Raw genomic sequence first — 17,643 nt, forward strand, 5'->3', positions numbered from 1 at the left:
TGCCGGGCGGCAAGCCGTATCTGCCGGACCACCCTGAGCTGCACGTCAACTGGTCGCGTTCGGAGGGCCTGCTGCTGCTCGGGGCGTCCGGCAGCGGGCCCATCGGCGTGGACATCGAGTGGCAGCGGCCGGTACCGACACCCCTCGACGTCCTCGCCGCCGTCTACCCCGCTCTCCCGGCTGACGCCGGCCCCGAGTCGTTCCTCCCCGCGTGGACGCTCCTGGAGGCGGCGGTCAAGGCGACGGGCCGCGGCCTGTCCCGCGGCGCACGAGAGGTTGATCTCCAGTTCGACGCCACGGGCGAGGTCGCCCTGCGCGCCATCCGCGGCCAGGGACCGGACACCTGGTCCGGCCGTACGGAGGTGCTGCCCGCGCGGGCCGGCGCACCCGCGGCCGTCGTGGCCGTGGTGGTCCAGGGCGAGGCCGCCGGGACGGTCGTGCCTGGCGTCGGGACGGGCCGGCACGAACTGTGCGGGCACGCAGGCGCATACACATGCGTCAGGCCCGTTCCGATCTCGGCGGGACGGCCCCCGTCCGGCGCAGGGGTCTGTCCACCGCAAGCGCTACGTCCCCGAGGACGCGTACCGGACGCCGAAGCGGAATCGGCGTTGCCGGCCGGGTTCCAGGGACAGGGCGGAGGCGTGTTCGGGGCGGTTGAAGGCGTCGGTCGTCGCCTCGACGGGTTCCAGCGCGAGGGAGGTACGGCGGTCGCGTGCCAGCGTGTCTCCGGTGAAGACGTGCAGGTATCCGCCGTACTGCCACACCCGCAGCTCGTCACCGGTCGCCGGGTCGCTCAGTACGGTCTCGGTCCGGCCGTCCGGGCCGGTGATCAGGTCCGCGTAGCAGGCGTCGATGACGGCGGCGCCCAGACGTCTCGGTGTCCTGAAGTCCATGCCGGGGGAGCCGTCGAGGGGGAGCAGGGCGTCCTCGCCGTGCAGGGGGATGAGGGACGCGTCCGTGCGGATCAGGGTCCGGGCGGGGATGTGCAGGTCCAGGTCGTCGATGGGCCGTGACAGGGTGAAGTAGGGGTGCCAGCCGGCCGCGTGGGGGGCGGTGGTGTCGCCCACGTTCGTCGCGCGGATCTCGATGCTCAACTCGCGGTCGCCGACGGTGTATTCGACGTCCAGGTCGACGGCGAACGGGTAGCCGGGGTACCGGCCCGGTCTGATGCCGGTGCTGCGCAGCAGCAGCCGCGCGGAGTCGGGTTCCGTGGTGGCCTCGACGAGCTCGAACGGCGTCTCGCGGGCGAAACCGTGGTAGATCAGGCGGTCCGCGCGGCGGCCGGGCAGCAGGTCGTGGTCGTCGCCGCGGAAGCGGTAACGGCCGTCGGCGACGCGGTTGGGGAAGGGGGCCAGCACGCCCGCTCGTACGCCGTCCTGGGACAGCAGTTCCTTTTCGTCGCGGTAGCCGTCCGTCAGCTCCGTCAGCTCTGGCAGCTCTGTCGGCCGGTTGTCCCCTGCCGACCCGCGTCCGACCTGCCAGCTCAGCAGCGTGGCACCGCGCAGGGCCAGGACGACGCGGGTGGAACCGTTCGGAGCGGAGACGACAAGGGTGGGTTCGCCGCCGAGGCGGTCCTCGGCGATCCGGTACTCGGCGGTCATGGAGCCGATGTCCCCCTCAACTCGCTTCGGGGGCGAGCTTCTTCGCGCCCGTCATGATGGCCACCGCGTCCTCCATGGAGTGCGACTGGGGCGTGATGACGCCCGCGCGGGCGCCGAGGCGCTGGATGTGGATGCGGTCGGCGACCTCGAAGACGTTGGGCATGTTGTGGCTGATGAGGATGATGCCGAGGCCCTGGTCGCGCAGGTCGCGGATGAGTTTGAGGACCTGTCCGGTCTCGCGGACGCCGAGCGCGGCGGTGGGTTCGTCGAGGATCACCACGCGGCCGCCGAACGCCGCGGTCCGGGCGACGGCCACGGACTGGCGCTGGCCGCCGGAGAGCGTCTCCACCGCCTGGTTGATGTTCTGGAGCGTGCCGATGCCGAGCCGCTTGATGTGGTCGGCGGCCTGCTTCTTCATCTCGCCGGTGTCGAGCATGCGGAACACCGAGCCGAGGATTCCCTTGCGGCGGATCTCGCGGGCGAGGAAGAGGTTGCTGGCGATGTCCAGGGCCGGGGACACGGCGAGGGTCTGGTAGACCGTCTCGATGCCGGCGTCACGGGCGTCCTGCGGCCGCTTGAAGGTGATCTCCTTGCCGTCCACGCGGATGCTGCCCTGGTCCGGCACGAGGGCGCCGGAAAGGCACTTGATCAGGGTGGACTTGCCGGCGCCGTTGTCGCCGATCACGGCGAGGACCTCGCCGGGGTGGAGGGTGAGGTCGACGTCGTTCAGGCCGACGACCCGGCCGAAGACCTTGACCAGGCCCTTGGCCTCGAGAACGGGGGCGGTGGCGGTCGTCACGACTTCACACTCCGGATCCACTGGTCGACGGAGACAGCCGCGATCACCAGGACGCCGACTGCGAGAACTTGGTAGTTGGGGTCGATGCCGGCCAGCGCGAGGCCGTTGACGAAGACCTGGACGATCAGCGCGCCGATCAGCGAGCCGAAGACCACTCCGCGTCCGCCGAACAGGCTGGTGCCGCCGATGACGACGGCGGTGATGGACTGCAGGTTGGCGTTGAGACCACTGTTGGGGTCGCCGCCGCCGACCCGGCCGACCAGGACCCAGGCGCCCACCGCGATGGTGAACCCGGCCAGCATGTAGGCGCTGAGCAGCACCCGGTTGACGGAGATGCCGGCCAGCCGGGCGGCTTCGATGTCGTCGCCGACCGCGTACAGATGGCGCCCCCACGCGGTGTAGCGCAGCGCGTAGCCGACCACCGCGTACAGGGCGATCATGAGCAGGACGCCGTTGGTCAGGTTCAACTGCCCGAGGGAGACGGTCTGGCCGCTCCACATCAGGATGTTGCCCGGATTCAGGGCCACGGTCTGGCCCTTGGCGTAGATGAGGGTGATCGCCGTGAAGACGCTGAGGGTGCCGAGGGTGACGATGAACGGTGGCAGCTTGATCCTGGTCACCAGCAGCCCGTTGACGGCCTGGGCGGCTATCGCGACGACCGCGCCGGCCAGCAGGGCGAGCCCGCCGGGCCAGCCGTTGTCCGCGACGAGCTTCGACATCATCAGCGAGGCGAGCACCATCACGGCGCCGATGGACAGGTCGATGCCGGCGGTCAGGATGATCACCGTCTGTCCGACGGCGAGTGTGCCGATGACGGCGACCTGCTGGGCGACCAGGGAGAGGTTCTGCAACGCGTAGAAGCGTTCGTTCACCAGGGAGAACACGATCGCGGCGAGCACCAGGACGATGGCCGGACTGAGGGCCGGCTGGCGGTGCAGCACCGACTGGATGCGCTGGGCGGGCGTGGCGGGCCGGTTGAGGAACTCCTCCGCCGGCGCCGGTGTGGCTTGACTGTCCACGTGAGTGGTCACAGGGGTCCTTCCGGTTTCTTCCCTGGTACGGGCTCATGGGCTCGTGCGCTGCGGGTGCGACGCCGGCGCCGGGACGGCCTCTTCCGGCGTCGCACGCGGTTCGGGTGTCAGCTGCCCCAGCAGGCGGACGCGGCCTGGGACGGGGACTGCACGGTCAGGCCGCCCACGGACTTGGCGGCCACCAGCGCGGTGCCGGTGTCGTGGAAGGACTTGCCGTCGGTGACACTGGGCTTGCTGCCGCCGCGGGCCAGCTTGGCGATCGAACTCACGCCCAGGGACGCCATCTTGCCCGGGTACTGGACGGCGTCGGCCGCGAACTTGCCGCTGGTGACGTTCTTCAGGCCGGAGCAGCTGCCGTCGATCGCGTAGATCGCGACGCTCTTCTCCTTGCCGGCGGCCTTCAGCGCGTTGTAAGCGCCCTCGCCGGCGGGCTCGTTGATCGCGTAGACGACGTTGATGTTCGGGTTGGCGGACAGGCAGTTCTCCATCGCGGTGCGTCCGCCGTCGATGGCGCCCTGGGTGGGCTGGTGGCAGGCGATGGTGTACGTGCCGCCCTTGCCGCCGGTGTACTTGCCGGTCTTGGCTTCCTTGCCGTTCTCGGTCTTGCTGCCGGGGGCGATGCCCATGCCCTCGAGGAAGCCGTGGTCACGGTCGATGTCGACGGAGACGACCTGGTTGTTGAACAGGTCGAGCATGGCGATGACCGCGGGCTTGCCGTTCAGGGCGGCCGCGGCGTACTGGCCGTCGAGCTTGCCCGCCTGCTTGTTGTCGGTGGCGTAGGTGATGTCCGCGACGCTCGCCGGGTTCGGCGCCGTGTCCAGGGCGATCACGAACAGGCCGGCCTGCTTGGCGCGGTTCAGCGCGGCGTTCACCGCGTCGCCGTTGGTGGTGATCAGGATGCCCTTGTCGCCGCGCGAGATGGCGTTGTCGATGGCGGTTATCTGGGTCTGGGTGTCGCCGTCGGTGCTGCCCGCCGCCACGGTGAGGTTCACGTTGTCCTTGGCGGCCTGGGCCTTGGCGTCCTTCTGCATGCTCACGAAGTACGGGTTGGTGAGCGTCTTCAGGACCAGCGAGACGCCGACCTTGTCACCGCCGCCGGACGAGGAGCTTCCGGAGTCGCCGGAGCCGCACGCCCCGAGGGCCGCCGTGAGGCAGACCGTGAGTCCGACCGTCATCGCCGCGGTGGTACGCCGACTCCGGCGGCCCGGCACCTGGTTGATTGGCATGTTCATGCTGAAACCCTTCCGGGACCGTCGTCGGCCGATGCCGAGACAACGTTGACTGACGGGATAGTGGTCCCCCATGGACGAGCGCGTCAAGGCACTGGTAGACATGGGTCCGCAACGAGTCGGTAACGTGCCGAGGGTGGGGAGACAACGATGACTCAGGATGAGCCGCCGTCGCGGTCGCCCCGTAGCCGACCCACCATGCGTGAGGTGGCGGCGCTGGCCGGAGTGGCCATCAAGACGGTCTCGCGCGTGGTCAACGGCGTCCCCACGGTCGATCCGGCGATTGCCGCCAGGGTCCGCGCGGCCGCCGACAAGCTGGGCTACCGGCCCAACCTGACCGCCAGCAGCCTGCGCCGCGGTGACGGCCGCACGGCCACCATCGGCATGCTCGTCGAGGACGCGGCGAACCCCTTCTCCGCCGCCCTGACCCGAACCGTCGAGAACGTCGCGCGGGAACGCTCAGTGGTGGTGCTGGTCGGCAGCCTCGACGAGGACCCGGCCCGCGAGCGGGAGCTGACCCGGGCGCTCATCGACCGGCGGGTCGACGGGCTCGTGATCGTCCCGGCGGGGCGCGACCAGAGCTACCTGATCAGCGAGCAGAGTTCCGGCACCTGCATGGTCTTCGTCGACCGCGAGGCGGGCCTGCTCGACGCGGACGCCGTCGTCTCCGACAACCGCCGGGGTGCCGTCACCGCCGTCAACCACCTGCTGGCGGCCGGCCACCGCCGCATCGCCTACGTCGGCGACCGGGCGTCCATCCCCACCGCCGCCCAGCGCTTCGACGGTTACCGGCACGCGCTGGAACTCGCACACATCGGGTGCGACGACGGCATCGTCCGGCACACCGGGTCAAGCGAGGCATCCGCCATCGCCGCCACCGAGCAGCTCCTGTCGCTGCCGAACCCGCCCACCGCGCTGTTCACCAGCCAGAACTTCGTCACCATAGGGGCCGTACGCGCGCTGCGTGCCCTCGGACTGCAGGACACCGTCGCCCACGTCGGCTTCGACGACTTCCCCCTGGCCGACATCCTCAGCCCGGGGATCTCCGTCATCGCCCAGGACGTCGAGCAGTTGGGCAGGACAGCCGCCGAAATGCTCTTCAGCCGGCTCGACGGCGACGCGTCCCCCGCCCGCACCGTCACCGTGCCGACCCGGCTGATCCAGCGGGGCTCCGGCGAGATCGCGGCGGGAGGCTCGCGCCGGGACTGAAGCGATACCGGGATGGGGACTTCGGTCGCCCTTCTCCGCTGTCGGACAACGACGCCACCGAGGAGCTGACGGTGGACGTCTTCCACCCGGACCACGCGGGCCCGGCCCGCCTCGGGCAGGCCGCCGAACGGGCCAAGACCGCCCGGCAGACCGTGCGCCACCTCTTCGAGCTGCGCGAGTTCGTCGCCCGCCAGGAAGCCCGTGACCTTCGGCAATGGGCACAACTGGTCGACGCGGACACCTCGTTGCCCCCCGCTAGCCCGAAGACCCCCTGAGCGTGCGCATGCGGCCCCTGGCCGCCGCCCGCGCCTTCGCCGACCGGCTACGGGGCGAGGGCCGCCCCTGCCGCTCCGACCCAGCCGCGCCTGCACACCGCCAAATGGCGGCCGGCACAGGCGAAATGGGGGCGACTGCGCCGCAACTTCGGACGCTGATCCGCCGATCCGTCCGAAGCGCTGACCCGCCCGATGCGCTGATCCGCCGATCTGCCCCGTCGCCATGTCCGCGGGGATGTGCGCGCACAAACAGGCGTACTCAGAGGGCCTTTACCGTGAACGGCTAGCATCGCGGGCGCGGTTGGTTCGCGCGTGGTTGGTTCGGGTGGGATGAGGTGAGGGACGTGGCGGAACTGAAAGTCGCCGTAGCCGTGGTGACCATGGGGAACCGGCCGACGGAGGTCGACGCGCTGCTGGAGTCCGTGGCCAAGCAGGACCTCGCTCCCGCGCGGATCGTGATCGTCGGCAACGGCTGCCGGCTGCCCGAGTTCGCCCAGCGGCTCTCGCTGCCCGGCGAGGTCACCGCCATCGACGTCGAGGAGAACCTCGGCTGTCCCGGCGGGCGGAACGTGGCGCTCGCCCGGCTCCGGGAGTTCGGGGACGTCGACCTGGTCGTCGAGCTCGACGACGACGGCCTGCTCGTCGACCCCGATGTGCTGCGTCACGTGGGGGAGTTGTTCACGGCCGACCCGCGCCTCGGCATCGTCGGCTTCCGCATCGCCGACGAACACGGGGAGACCCAGCAGCGGCACGTCCCCCGGGTCGGCTCCTCCGACCCTCTGCGAGGCGGGTACGTCACCGGGTTCCTCGGCGGCGGGCACGCTTTCCGCATGGCGATGCTCGACCAGACCGGCGACTGGCCGGCCGCGTTCTTCTTCGCCCACGAGGAGACCGACCTGGCCTGGCGGGCCGCCGACCACGGCTGGCGGATCCTGTACGCGCCCGAACTGCTGCTCCAGCACCCGAAGACCTCGCCCGCCCGGCACGCCATCTACTACCGGGTGAATGCCCGCAACCGGGTCTGGCTGGCACGCCGCCGGCTTCCGCTGGCGCTCATCCCCGTGCATCTGGGCGTGTGGACCCTGCTCACCCTGCTGCGGGTGCGGTCGACGGCCGGGCTGCGTGCCTGGTTCGGCGGCTTCGTCGAGGGGCTGCGGGAACCCGCCGGTGAGCGGCGGCCGATGCGTTGGAGGACCGTGTGGCACCTGACCCGGCTGGGCCGGCCGCCGGTGATCTGACGCCGCCCTCGCCCTGTCCCGCGTCGCGACTTCGCCCACGAACTCGCCGGGGACGGGGACGGGGACGGGGAGGGGGACGAGGAAAGGGCCCGGGACGGGCACGGGCACTCGGGACCACGCTGATCATTTCGCGTCGGCATAGCACTCCACCACCGCCGTGCTGAACGGAAACCGAACCGGTGTCTCGCCGAAGGTCAGCCGGCCCGCCAGGTCCGCCGCCTCCCGGATCGCCGCCACGATCGTCTCCGCCTCCTCCTTCGGGCAGTGCACGATGACCTCGTCGTGCTGGAAGAAGACCAGCTCCGCCGCCATGTCCGCGCAGGTGCGGCGGAGCGCGGCGAGCAGCAGCAGGGCCCAGTCGGCGGCGCTGCCCTGGACCACGAAGTTGCGCGCGAAGCGGCCGCGGGCGCGGGCGTTGGTGGAGGCGTACCCGGGCACCCACTGGCGGTCCTCGGAGTCGTCCTCGGCGAGGGGGATGCCCGCCTCCTCCGTCGAGTCCTCGGTCGCCCCGGCCACCGGCGGGCAGGTCCGCCCCAGCCAGGTACGCACCAGCCGCCCTTCCTCGCCGGCCCGTGCCGCGTCGTCGACGTAGGCCACCGCGCGCGGGAAGCGGCGTCTGAGCGCGGCGAGGTTCTTGAGACCGTCGCCGGAGGTCTGGCCGTAGACCGCGCCGAGCACGGCGAGCTTGGCCTGGGCGCGGTCCCCGGAGAAGGCGCGGTCGGACACGGACTGGTAGAGGTCGCTCTCGCGGCCGGCGACCTCCATCAGGCCGGGGTCGCGGGAGATGGCGGCCAGTACGCGCGGCTCCATCTGGTCGGCGTCGGCCACGACGAGCCGCCAGCCCGGGTCGGCGATCACGGCCCGCCGGATCACCTTGGGGATCTGAAGGGCGCCGCCGCCGTTGGTCACCCAGCGGCCCGTGACGGTCCCGCCGGCCAGGAACTCGGGCCGGAACCGGCCGTCCCGCACCCAGTCCTGGAGCCAGGACCAGCCGTGGGCGACCCAGATGCGGTACAGCTTCTTGTACTCGATCAGCGGTTTCACAGCGGGATGGTCGATCGACTCGATCTCCCAGCGCCGGGTGGACTTGATCTTGATCCCGGCCCGCATGAACGCCCTGACGACGTCGGCGGGCAGGTCGGGACGGACCCGGCGGCCGAAGGCGGCGGACACCTCGTCGGCGAGTTCGGCCAGGCGCCGGGGCTCGCCACCGCCCGGGTACCGCTCGCCGAGCAGTTCGTGCAGCACCGCGCGGTGCACGTCGGCGCTCCAGGGCAGTCCGGACCGGTTCATCTCCGCCGCCACCAGCATGCCGGCGGACTCGGCGGCGGTCAGCAGCCGCATGCGGGCGGGGTGCGCGGTGGAGTCGTGCCGCCGCTGCTGTTCGGCGTACACCTCGACGAGGTCGGTGAGCGGCACGTGCGCGGCCTGGGGCTCGAACAGCGGCGACTGCGAGCCCGGTTCCGCGGACCGCTGCGGCGGATCGGGGGGTACGGGGCCGCCGCGCAACCGGGCCAGGGCGGCGGCCGCCGACCGGGGTTCGCCGTAGCGGCCCTCGTGACCCAGGAGGAGCAGCTCCGCGTCCTCCACGTCGTAGCACCGCTCCACTCGCACCCCCGTGGCGAGCAGGCGCGGATAGGTCTCGGCCGTCGACCGCCACACCCAGCGCGTGACGTCCGGCAGGCCGCGTACGGCCTCGGCGGCGTCCGACGCGCGCCGCACCGGCCCGGCGAGCACCCCACCGGAACCGAGGGGGGCGAACTCCACGCCCCCGTCCTCGGCCGGAGCGAGAGCCCATCGGTCGGTCATGCTGCGAGTGTGGCAGGAGGGTCTGACAACGGCCTCAGCCCTGCTCTTCGCCCTGCTCTTCGCCCTATTCCTCGCCCTTTTCTTCGCTCTGCCCTCCACCCTGTCCGTCGCTCTGTTCCTCGAACGTGACCTTGATCTTTTCGAGGGCCGCGGTGACGTTCTCCTCCGACGCCGGCTTGGTGATGCCGAGGCCCGACAGGACGCCCTCGCCGTTCTCGAACTCCAGCAGGGCGAGCAGGATGTGCTCGGTGCCGACGTAGTTGTGACCCAGGCGCAGGGCCTCGCGGAAGGTGAGCTCCAGGACCTTCTTGGCGTCGGAGCCGTACGGGACGAGTTCCGGCACCTCCTCGGCGGCGGGCGGCAGCGCGGCGATGGCGGCCTGGCGTACGGAGTCCAGGAGGACGCCCTGCGCGGTGATCGCCTTGGCGGCCAGGCCCTCCGGTTCGGCCAGCAGGCCGAGGACCAGGTGCTCGGGGCGGCCTTCGGCGTTGCGAGCGGCGATGGCCTCGTTGTGGGCGGACATCACCACGTTGCGAGCGCGCGGGGTGAAGCGCCCGAACCCCTGGCTGGGATCGAGGTCGGCCGACTCCTTCGGCACGAACCGCTTCTGCGCGGCCTGCCGGGTGACGCCCATGCTCTTGCCGATGTCCGTCCAGGAGGCACCCGAGCGCCGGGCCTGGTCCACGAAGTGCCCGATCAGATGGTCGGCCACCTCCCCGAGGTGATCAGCGGCGATCACCGCGTCCTGGAGCTGTTCGAGCGGCTCGGCGTGGACCTGTTTGATGGCCGAGATGAGGTCGTCGAGGCGTACGGATGACGTGGTCTTCGGGTTCGTCGTCATGTGTCAACCGTAGGTTGACACCCCCCTCGTGTCAACCTCGGGTTGACGCCTGGTCTTCGGGAAATGAGACGATCGCCGAGTGAGCAGTACGAGCAGCGCGAACAACGCGGGCCACGGGGCTGACGACTCCGCCGCCACGGCCGGCACCGTCGAACGAGCCTTCCGGGCCGCCCTGTACGCCGATTCCGACACCTCCCTCGACACTGGCGCCTCCCTCCTCGCGGCACACCCCGCGGCGGACGCGGAACTGGCCCGGCGGGGCGAGGAGTTCGTGGCGGCGGCCTGGCGGCGCGGCTGGCAGCCCGCGGATGTCGTACGGATCGTGGGCCGCGAGCTGGACGACATCCACGTACGCCTGGCGGCCGGACTGATCCACGCGCAGTCCCCGAACGACCGCCCGCGCGGCCGACGCTGGACCGCCCAACTCGCCCAGCTCGGCCGCCTCGCGGACCCCGGCGGCACCCCGCCGCGCCCGGACCGCTTCGCGCACGCCACCGCCGTACTGGAGCTGTACCGCCTGCTCCTGCGGCTGCCGGCGCTGGAACCCCTCGAAGAGCCGCGGCCGGGCTCAGGGCCACGCCAGGGTCCCGGGTCGGGGCGCGGCACCGAATCCCGCATGCTCACGCGCATCCGCGGGCTCCTCGCCAAGGCGGAGGCGACCGACTTCCCGGCGGAGGCGGAGGCGCTCAGCGAAAGGGCGCAGCAGCTGATGGCCCGCCACAGTGTCGACGAGGCGGTCCTCGCGGACCGGGGCGGGGCCGGCGCCGCCGACGCGCCCGGCGCCTGCCGTATCGGGGTCGAGCCGCCGTACGAGCAGGCGAAGGCGGTGCTGTTGGACGCGGTCGCCGCCGCGAACCACTGCCGGGCGGTGTGGAACGAACCCTTCGCCTTCTCCACCGTCGTCGGTTTCGAGTCGGACCTGGAGGTGGTCGAACTCCTGTACACCTCGCTGCTGGTGCAGGCCCAGTCCGCGATGACGAAGGCGGAGGCGGCCCAGCGCGCGGGCGGCCGCAAGCGCACCAAGACCTTCCGGCAGTCGTTCCTCGCCGCCTACGCCCACCGTGTCGGCATCCGCCTGCGCGAGGCCGCCGCCACCCCGGTGAGCGAGGACCTGCTCCCGGTCCTGGCCTCCCGTGAGGTCGCGGTCACCGACCGCCTGGACCGCATGTTCCCGCGGACGAGCACGACCCGACTGCGCGGGGTGAGCGACGAGGCGGGCTGGACGGAGGGCGCGCAGGCCGCCGACCGTGCCCAGGTCGGATCCCGACGGCCGCTGGAGTGACGCCCACGCGCGCGTAGGGCGGAGCCATCTGGATGACCCCTTGGCTCAGTCACCCGCCCGAGTGAACGGTCCCACCGAGGCGTCCGGCGCCCCGCCGTCGCCCTTCAGCGCGACCACGCCGTACGACCACCGGAAGCTCTTGGTGGTGTCGGCGTCTCCGGGCAGGCTGACCTCCAGGTTCTTCGCGGCGAGGCTCTTCGCGCCGGTCGCGCCGCCCCGTACGTAGGTGAGGGTGAAGGTCGCGCTCTCGCCCTTGGCGAGGGTCAGCTTCTCGGGCTTGGCGCCGGTCGCCGCGGGGACGGTCGCGACGGTGTCGCCGGCCTTGAGGGCGATGCCGGGGGAGCCGTCCAGGGCGCACGGCGCGCTCTGGTTGGTGAGGGAGACGGGGATGTTGCCCGTGTCCCCGGCGGTCGGTGCGGCGTTCGCCGGACCGACCTCCACGCCCAGCTGCCCGATCCCGCAGGCGCCCCCGGCCTTGCCGGAGGTGCTGCCGGTGTCGTCGCCCCCGCCGCTGTCGCAGGCGGTCAGCAGGAGGGCCGCGGCGAGGGCGGTGACGGCGAGCGGAATGGCGCGCATGTGGGGTCCTTTGGGGCGAGACGGCGGTACGCGAGGATCATCCCGTACGAGGGGATCGTCATGTACGAGGGGAGCGTGACGCACGAAGGGAGCGTGACGCACGAAGGGAGCGGCACCGTTGGCCCCCCCCCGTCCGGTCTACGACCCCAGGCTCGCCGTCGGCAGCCCGGTCGGCAGCGTTCCGCCCTCCGACCGGGTGTACTCCTCCACGCCGAGACCGCTCTTCCAGGTCACCTTCAGCGTCTCGCCCCCTACCGGGTCGGCCACGCCCGAGGCCCGGTCCTTGTTGCCGTCCGTGCAGGTGAGGCGGATCGTCCGGGCGCCCGACGCCTGACCCGCGGTGCCGCTGCACACACTCCCGCCGGTGGTGAACAGTGCGGCCTGGTCGCCGGTGATCACCAGCGCCACGGCCTTGCCGTCGGTGGTGGCGAGCCAGCTCCCCTGGATCCCGCCCGACGTGCCCTTGGAGTCGCCGGACCCGCTCCCGCCGCCCGCGTCGGCGCTGGCGGAGGCGGAGGTGGAAGCGGACGGGCCGGAGCCGGTGGAGGGCTCGTCGTCGGAGCCGCTGTCGCCGCTGCACGCGGTCAGCGCGAGCGCGCCCACGAGGCCGGCGGCCGTGGCCGCGACCCGGATCCGCCGGTGTGTGTCCCAAGTCGGCCAAGTCACTGGAAGCTCCCAAGCTGTAGCGGTCGGCCCGGTTGGCCGGGAGGACCGCAGCAAGCTACCAGGACACCCCCGGCCCGGAGCCTCACACCCGGGACCTCACACCGGAACGCCCGGGTCTCACACCCGGAACCCCCCGGGCCCTCACACCCGGGCCCTCACCAGGACGACTTCCGCACTCCTGGCAGATACCCCGCGTGGGCCTGCCCCCGCAGACTCACCCGGGACAGCCCGAAGGCCCGGAAGTAGCCGCGCGGCCGGCCGTCCACCTGGTCCCGGTTGCGTACCCGCGTGGCGCTGGCGTCCCGGGGCTGGCCGCGCAACTCCCGCTGCGCGGCGAGACGTTCCGCGTCCGTGGACGAGGGCCGCCGGACGATCTCCTTCAGCTCGGCGCGCCGCTCGGCGTACCGGGCGACGATCTCCTGCCGCTTCTCGTTCTTCGCGATCTTGCTCTTCTTGGCCATCAGATCCGCACCCCCCGCGCCCGGACCCGGGCCACGGCCGCCTCGACGCCGATCGTGTCGACGGTCCTGATGCCCTTGGCGCTCAGTCGCAGCCGTACGTACCGGCCCTCGCTGGGCAGCCAGTAGCGCTTGGACTGGATGTTCGGGTCGAAGCGGCGCGAGGTGCGCCGGTGGGAGTGCGAGATGCGGTTGCCGAAGCCGGGCTGGGCGCCGGTCAGCATGCAGTGGGCGGACACGGGTGATGCACCTCTCTCGAAGCAGATGTGTAAATGGAATTCATTTTCAGTAAGGTAGCAGCATGGCACGCAACGAACTCCGCCCGGTCATCAAGCTCCGGTCCACCGCCGGAACCGGCTTCACCTATGTGACCCGCAAGAACCGCCGCAACGACCCGGACCGCATGACGCTGCGCAAGTACGACCCGGTTGCCCGCCGGCACGCCGACTTCCGAGAGGAGCGCTGAACACCCGCCATGCGCAAGGGAATCCACCCGGACTACGGCCCCGTCGTCTTCCGCGACCGCGCCGCGAACCACGTCTTCCTGACCCGCTCCACCCTGTCGGCCGCGGCGGGTGGGAAGACGATCGAGTGGGAGGACGGCAACACGTACCCCGTCGTCGACGTCGAGACCTCCTCCGTCAGCCACCCCTTCTACACGGGCACCGCCCGTGTCCTGGACACCGCCGGACGCGTGGAGCGCTTCGAACGCCGGTACGGAAAGGGTTAGTACGGTGCCCGAGCTCTCCGTCGTGATCGTCGGCGGGCTGCACGCCGACGCCCGCAAGGCGGCCGTCGAGCGGCTGCTCGCCGACGTGCCCGGCAGTGTGGTCCTCCACCACGACCTGGCGACAGCCGCGGCCGGCACGGTGATACGGACGATCCGTGACGCCACCGGTGTTCTCGCCGCCGGTGAGGCGCCCCTCGTCAACGACTGCGCGTGCTGCGCGCTCCGGGAGGACCTCGTCCCGGAGCTGCGCCGACTCGCCGAAGCCGGTCCGACCCGCCTCGCCGTCGTCGAGCTGTGGGACTCGGTCGAGCCCAAGGCCATGGCCGAGGTGGTCACGGCCGGCGGGCTCACCGTCACCGGCGTGATCACCGCCGTCGACCCGGCGCTGGTCCTGCCGTACCTCGGCAACGGCGACGACCTGGCCGAACGTGGCCTCGCTGCCGCGGCCACCGACCAGCGCACGGTCGCCGACACCTTCGCCCGCCAGTTGGAGTACGCCCCCGTCCTGGCCGTCGCCGACTCCCCGGACGCCGACGACGAGGACCGCGAGCTGCTCGCCCAGCTGCACCCGACCGCCCGCCAGGTCCGCATCGAGGGCGGCCACCCGCGGGGCCTGGCGGGCCCGCAGTCCACCGCTCGGTCCACCGACCAGTCGACAGACCGGTTCACCGATTGGTTCACCGACCAGTCCGGCGCGCGGTCCCCGTTGGCGCGGGCCGCACTCGCCGGTTTCGACGTGGAGGCGGCCGACGCCGCCCAGCACCCGGCCTGCGCCCTGCTCCCCGCCGAGGCCGACGCGCACGGCGTGTCGACCCTCGTCTGGCACCGCCGCCGCCCCTTCCATCCGGAGCGGCTGTACGAGGCGCTGGAGGACATCACCTGTGCCGCCGCCCGCAGCCGTGGGCGATTCTGGCTCGCCGACAAGCCGGACACCCTGCTGCACTGGGACGCGGCCGGCGGCGCCCTGTGCGTGGAGAGCGCCGGTCCCTGGCTCGCCTCCCTTCCCGACGCGGCCTGGGAGATGGTCCCGCCGGTCCGCCGCGCCGCCGCCGCGCTGGACTGGCACCCCGAGCACGGCGACTGCTGCCAGCACCTCGTCTTCACCTCGCCCGGGCTGGACCGCGACGGACTCGAACGGCTCCTCGAGACCTGCCTGCTGACCGACGCCGAGTACGCCGGCGGGCGCGACGCCTGGAAGCGGCTGCCGCCCGCCTTCGACACCCTCCTGGAGGTCTGACACCCATGGCCCGCAAGCTCGACCGCAAGCCCGCCACGTCCCGCCCCAATCCGCTGGACCAGGCCGGCGTGACCTACATCGACTACAAGGACACCGATCTGCTGCGGAAGTTCATCTCCGACCGCGGCAAGATCCGCAGCCGCCGGGTCACCCGTGTCTCGGCACAGCAGCAGCGGCTGCTGGCCCGTGCGATCAAGAACGCGCGGGAGATGGCGCTGCTGCCGTACTCGAGCCGCTGACCGGCGTCGGGGAGGTGGTCCATTCCGGACCATCTCCCGGCCGGTGGAACACGAACGCCCCGCCGCGCGTCTCTTCCTAGGGAGGACTCTTCCTGGGGCAGGGCCCAGGCGCACGTGGTGTCGGCGAAACGGGCCGGCGACACGACCGCCGAAGCTGTAACCACGGGAACACCCCGCGTGCACGTGCATCTGCAAGTGCATCTGTCCATGCGTCTGCACATGAACAGGGCTATGATCCGGGTCAATCGACCACTGCATCCATGGCCTCACCAGCCAGTGCACCACCGGGGAGCGACCTGTGGACCACGACGTGTACGACGTTGCCGACGCGTCCGGCGTGTCCGGCGCGTACAACGGTATGGCCGCCGCCCATCTGAGGGTGGCCTGGCAGAAGAGTCGGCACAGCAACTCGCAGGGTTCCTGCGTGGAGTTCGCGCGCCTGCCCGGCGGGGACGTGGCCGTCCGCAACTCGCGTTTTCCCGACGGCCCGGCGCTGGTCTACACCCGTGCCGAGATCGAGGCGATGCTGCTGGGTATCAAGGACGGCGAGTTCGACCACCTGATAGCGGGCTGATCCCCGCCCCGCGCGGAGGCGACTGAGGGCGAGTGGTGTCTGACGGACCGTAACGCGCGTAGAACTCGCACGTCAGGATGTGCCGCCAGGCTTTATTCGGTGGTGGGCAGCCGGAACAGGGCCCACACGACCTTGCCGCCCAGCGTGCTCGCGAGCGGGTGCCAGCCCCAGCTGTCGCTGAAGGAGTCGACGAGGAACAGGCCGCGGCCGGACTCGGCGGAGAAGTCGTCGTCGGAGTCGCGCGCGACCGGGCTCTCGTGGCTGGGATCACGCACCGCGCACACCAGTCGCTCGGTCCAGCGCATCAGATGCAGCCGCACGGGCGGACACTGTTCGGACGTGCGCGGGACGTTGGCCGGCAACGCGTGCCGCAGGGCGTTGGTGACAAGCTCGGAGACCACCAGGCACACGTCGTCGAAGCGCTCGTCCAGGTCCCACTGGTCGAGTGTTCCGCGGGTGAACCGCCGCGCCTCGCGCACCGCTTCGTAGCGGGCGGGCAGGGCGCAGGAGGCGGCGTCGGACACTGCCGCGGGATCCAGCGGCGGAAGGCCCTGCCGTAATGGCTTGAGCATGGTCGATCCATTCGTTCCCATGCGAGGCACTCCCGGGAATTCGCGGTCGTTGCGATGCAGCGGTGGCGCGACACCATGGTTTCGGATGCGCGGTGCAGATGCAAGGTGCAGATGCACGTGCACGCGACCGAATTGGGCTCTCCTGTACCGCTTGTTGGCCATTTTTTCCGCCATCTTCTCCGTATCTCCCGTCCGTTCTCTGCCCAGAACCTGTCCGACGTCCATGCGGAAACTTCGGGTTCTTTCCTTCTCTGTAATCGGACGAGTACTGCTCGGAGTGTTTTAGTGGCAGACTTCGGAACCTGAAGACGGTTGGGGAGGCTGGCGAACGTGAGCGCGGGAGAGCCCGGATCGGTGGTGCGGCGGATGCTGCTCGGCTCGCAACTCAGGCGGCTGCGTGAGGCACGCGGGATCACGCGCGAGGCGGCGGGATATTCCATCCGCGCCTCCGAGTCGAAGATCAGCCGGATGGAACTGGGCCGGGTGAGCTTCAAGACACGGGACGTCGAGGACCTCCTGACGCTGTACGGCATCACGGACGAGGCGGAGCGCGCCTCGCTGCTCTCCCTCGCCAAGGAGGCCAACGTCGCGGGCTGGTGGCACAGTTACTCGGACGTCCTGCCGAGCTGGTTCCCCACCTATGTCGGCCTGGAGGGCGCGGCGTCCCTGATCCGCGCCTACGAGGTGCAGTTCGTGCACGGCCTGGTGCAGACCGAGGCGTACGCCCGCGCGGTCGTGCGGCGCGGCATGAAGGGCGCGAGCAGGGAGGACGTCGAACGGCGCGTGGCGCTGCGTCTTGAGCGGCAGAAGTACCTCCTGGAGGACGGCGCCCCCGAGTTCCACGTCGTTCTCGACGAGGCCGCCCTGCGCCGCCCCTACGGCGACCGCGAGGTGATGCGCGGCCAGTTCCAGCATCTGATCGAGATCTCCGAGCGCCCCAACGTGCGGCTGCAGATAATGCCGTTCGGCTTCGGCGGCCACTCCGGCGAGAGCGGCGCGTTCACCATCCTGTCCTTCCCGGAGTCCGACCTCTCGGACGTGGTCTACCTGGAGCAGCTCACCAGCGCGCTCTACCTGGACAAGCACGAGGACGTGGCCCAGTACGAGAAGGCGCTGAAGGAGCTCCAGCAGGACAGTCCCGGGCCGGACGAGAGCCGGGATCTTCTCCGGGGCCTCCTCCAGCTTTCCTAGGTTTCCCCAGAAGGTTGCGCTCCGCCCCCAACTCACATGGCACACAAGTACGATGACGTGTGATCAGACCGTGGCATTGATCGTGC

At 71.2% G+C, this 17,643-nt stretch carries 21 protein-coding genes and 1 pseudogene; 11 read left to right on the top strand and 11 right to left on the bottom strand.

Annotated features, from left to right (window positions below; translation table 11 throughout):
• Positions 1 to 107 precede the first annotated feature (107 nt).
• Positions 108 to 299, top strand: a pseudogene (locus OHA64_RS26535) (phosphopantetheinyl transferase-like protein); the annotation flags it as partial.
• A 264-nt stretch (positions 300 to 563) separates the two neighbouring features.
• On the opposite strand, the gene OHA64_RS26540 reads toward OHA64_RS26535, so the two are convergent.
• The 4 genes from OHA64_RS26540 to OHA64_RS26555 form a co-directional block, all read right to left on the bottom strand.
• On the bottom strand, positions 564 to 1,601 hold the full coding sequence (locus OHA64_RS26540; RefSeq protein ID WP_405617240.1) for an aldose 1-epimerase: 1,038 nt from the start codon (positions 1,599 to 1,601) through the stop codon (positions 564 to 566).
• Positions 1,602 to 1,617: 16 nt separating this feature from the next.
• Positions 1,618 to 2,400, bottom strand: a complete 783-nt coding sequence (locus OHA64_RS26545; protein WP_405617243.1) for an ATP-binding cassette domain-containing protein — start codon at positions 2,398 to 2,400, stop codon at positions 1,618 to 1,620.
• Entirely contained in the window at positions 2,397 to 3,431 is a 1,035-nt protein-coding gene (locus OHA64_RS26550) for an ABC transporter permease (protein WP_405617245.1), read from the bottom strand. Before OHA64_RS26550 ends, OHA64_RS26545 begins: the two co-directional genes overlap by 4 nt.
• A 107-nt stretch (positions 3,432 to 3,538) precedes the next feature.
• On the bottom strand, positions 3,539 to 4,663 hold the full coding sequence (locus OHA64_RS26555) for a substrate-binding domain-containing protein (protein WP_405617247.1): 1,125 nt from the start codon (positions 4,661 to 4,663) through the stop codon (positions 3,539 to 3,541).
• A gap of 147 nt (positions 4,664 to 4,810) precedes the next feature.
• Between OHA64_RS26555 and OHA64_RS26560 the strand changes: the two genes are divergently transcribed.
• From OHA64_RS26560 to OHA64_RS26570, 3 genes are all read left to right on the top strand, one after another.
• On the top strand, positions 4,811 to 5,869 hold the full coding sequence (locus OHA64_RS26560; RefSeq protein WP_405617249.1) for a LacI family DNA-binding transcriptional regulator: 1,059 nt from the start codon (positions 4,811 to 4,813) through the stop codon (positions 5,867 to 5,869).
• 71 nt (positions 5,870 to 5,940) lie between these two features.
• On the top strand, positions 5,941 to 6,144 hold the full coding sequence (locus OHA64_RS26565) for a hypothetical protein (protein WP_405617252.1): 204 nt from the start codon (positions 5,941 to 5,943) through the stop codon (positions 6,142 to 6,144).
• A gap of 344 nt (positions 6,145 to 6,488) precedes the next feature.
• Positions 6,489 to 7,382 (top strand): glycosyltransferase family 2 protein, encoded by an 894-nt coding sequence (locus OHA64_RS26570; RefSeq protein WP_405617254.1) that lies wholly within the window; start codon positions 6,489 to 6,491, stop codon positions 7,380 to 7,382.
• A 123-nt stretch (positions 7,383 to 7,505) separates the two neighbouring features.
• Here OHA64_RS26570 and OHA64_RS26575 read toward each other — a convergent pair whose 3' ends face one another.
• Positions 7,506 to 9,191 carry a bifunctional 3'-5' exonuclease/DNA polymerase gene (locus tag OHA64_RS26575; RefSeq protein WP_405617256.1) on the bottom strand — a complete coding sequence of 562 codons (1,686 nt, stop codon included), beginning with the start codon at positions 9,189 to 9,191 and terminating at the stop codon, positions 7,506 to 7,508.
• Between the two features lie 64 nt (positions 9,192 to 9,255).
• The gene (locus OHA64_RS26580) at positions 9,256 to 10,032 is read right to left on the bottom strand and encodes a Clp protease N-terminal domain-containing protein (RefSeq protein ID WP_405617258.1); all 777 of its coding nucleotides are present in this window, start codon (positions 10,030 to 10,032) and stop codon (positions 9,256 to 9,258) included.
• A gap of 79 nt (positions 10,033 to 10,111) precedes the next feature.
• Between OHA64_RS26580 and OHA64_RS26585 the strand changes: the two genes are divergently transcribed.
• Positions 10,112 to 11,314 carry a DUF2786 domain-containing protein gene (locus OHA64_RS26585; RefSeq protein ID WP_405617260.1) on the top strand — a complete coding sequence of 401 codons (1,203 nt, stop codon included), beginning with the start codon at positions 10,112 to 10,114 and terminating at the stop codon, positions 11,312 to 11,314.
• A gap of 45 nt (positions 11,315 to 11,359) precedes the next feature.
• Here the strand turns inward: OHA64_RS26585 and OHA64_RS26590 are convergent, their stop codons facing one another.
• From OHA64_RS26590 to rpmB, 4 genes are all read right to left on the bottom strand, one after another.
• Positions 11,360 to 11,890 carry a DUF4232 domain-containing protein gene (locus OHA64_RS26590; protein ID WP_405617263.1) on the bottom strand — a complete coding sequence of 177 codons (531 nt, stop codon included), beginning with the start codon at positions 11,888 to 11,890 and terminating at the stop codon, positions 11,360 to 11,362.
• 138 nt (positions 11,891 to 12,028) lie between these two features.
• Entirely contained in the window at positions 12,029 to 12,556 is a 528-nt protein-coding gene (locus OHA64_RS26595; RefSeq protein WP_405617265.1) for a hypothetical protein, read from the bottom strand.
• Positions 12,557 to 12,711: 155 nt separating this feature from the next.
• Positions 12,712 to 13,017 carry a 30S ribosomal protein S14 gene (gene rpsN / locus OHA64_RS26600; RefSeq protein ID WP_405617267.1) on the bottom strand — a complete coding sequence of 102 codons (306 nt, stop codon included), beginning with the start codon at positions 13,015 to 13,017 and terminating at the stop codon, positions 12,712 to 12,714.
• Positions 13,017 to 13,253: a 50S ribosomal protein L28 gene (gene rpmB, locus OHA64_RS26605; RefSeq protein ID WP_405617269.1), complete on the bottom strand. Its 237-nt coding sequence runs from the start codon at positions 13,251 to 13,253 to the stop codon at positions 13,017 to 13,019. The genes rpsN and rpmB overlap by 1 nt, the downstream gene beginning before the upstream one ends.
• A gap of 62 nt (positions 13,254 to 13,315) precedes the next feature.
• On the opposite strand from rpmB, the gene rpmG reads away from it, so the two are divergent.
• The 5 genes from rpmG (at position 13,316) to OHA64_RS26630 (ending at position 15,794) form a co-directional block, all read left to right on the top strand.
• On the top strand, positions 13,316 to 13,480 hold the full coding sequence (gene rpmG / locus OHA64_RS26610; RefSeq protein ID WP_405617272.1) for a 50S ribosomal protein L33: 165 nt from the start codon (positions 13,316 to 13,318) through the stop codon (positions 13,478 to 13,480).
• Between the two features lie 9 nt (positions 13,481 to 13,489).
• Positions 13,490 to 13,744 (top strand): type B 50S ribosomal protein L31, encoded by a 255-nt coding sequence (locus tag OHA64_RS26615; protein WP_405617274.1) that lies wholly within the window; start codon positions 13,490 to 13,492, stop codon positions 13,742 to 13,744.
• Positions 13,745 to 13,748: 4 nt separating this feature from the next.
• On the top strand, positions 13,749 to 14,981 hold the full coding sequence (locus OHA64_RS26620; protein ID WP_405617276.1) for a CobW family GTP-binding protein: 1,233 nt from the start codon (positions 13,749 to 13,751) through the stop codon (positions 14,979 to 14,981).
• Positions 14,982 to 14,986: 5 nt separating this feature from the next.
• Positions 14,987 to 15,220 (top strand): 30S ribosomal protein S18, encoded by a 234-nt coding sequence (rpsR, locus tag OHA64_RS26625; protein WP_405617278.1) that lies wholly within the window; start codon positions 14,987 to 14,989, stop codon positions 15,218 to 15,220.
• 298 nt (positions 15,221 to 15,518) lie between these two features.
• Positions 15,519 to 15,794 carry a DUF397 domain-containing protein gene (locus OHA64_RS26630; protein ID WP_405617280.1) on the top strand — a complete coding sequence of 92 codons (276 nt, stop codon included), beginning with the start codon at positions 15,519 to 15,521 and terminating at the stop codon, positions 15,792 to 15,794.
• Between the two features lie 92 nt (positions 15,795 to 15,886).
• On the opposite strand, the gene OHA64_RS26635 is transcribed toward OHA64_RS26630, so the two are convergent.
• Positions 15,887 to 16,366 (bottom strand): ATP-binding protein, encoded by a 480-nt coding sequence (locus OHA64_RS26635; RefSeq protein ID WP_405617282.1) that lies wholly within the window; start codon positions 16,364 to 16,366, stop codon positions 15,887 to 15,889.
• 366 nt (positions 16,367 to 16,732) lie between these two features.
• Between OHA64_RS26635 and OHA64_RS26640 the strand changes: the two genes are divergently transcribed.
• Positions 16,733 to 17,557, top strand: a complete 825-nt coding sequence (locus tag OHA64_RS26640; RefSeq protein WP_405624129.1) for a helix-turn-helix domain-containing protein — start codon at positions 16,733 to 16,735, stop codon at positions 17,555 to 17,557.
• Positions 17,558 to 17,643 lie beyond the last annotated feature (86 nt).

Source organism: Streptomyces sp. NBC_00076 (assembly GCF_045041235.1).
Classification (GTDB): domain Bacteria; phylum Actinomycetota; class Actinomycetes; order Streptomycetales; family Streptomycetaceae; genus Streptomyces.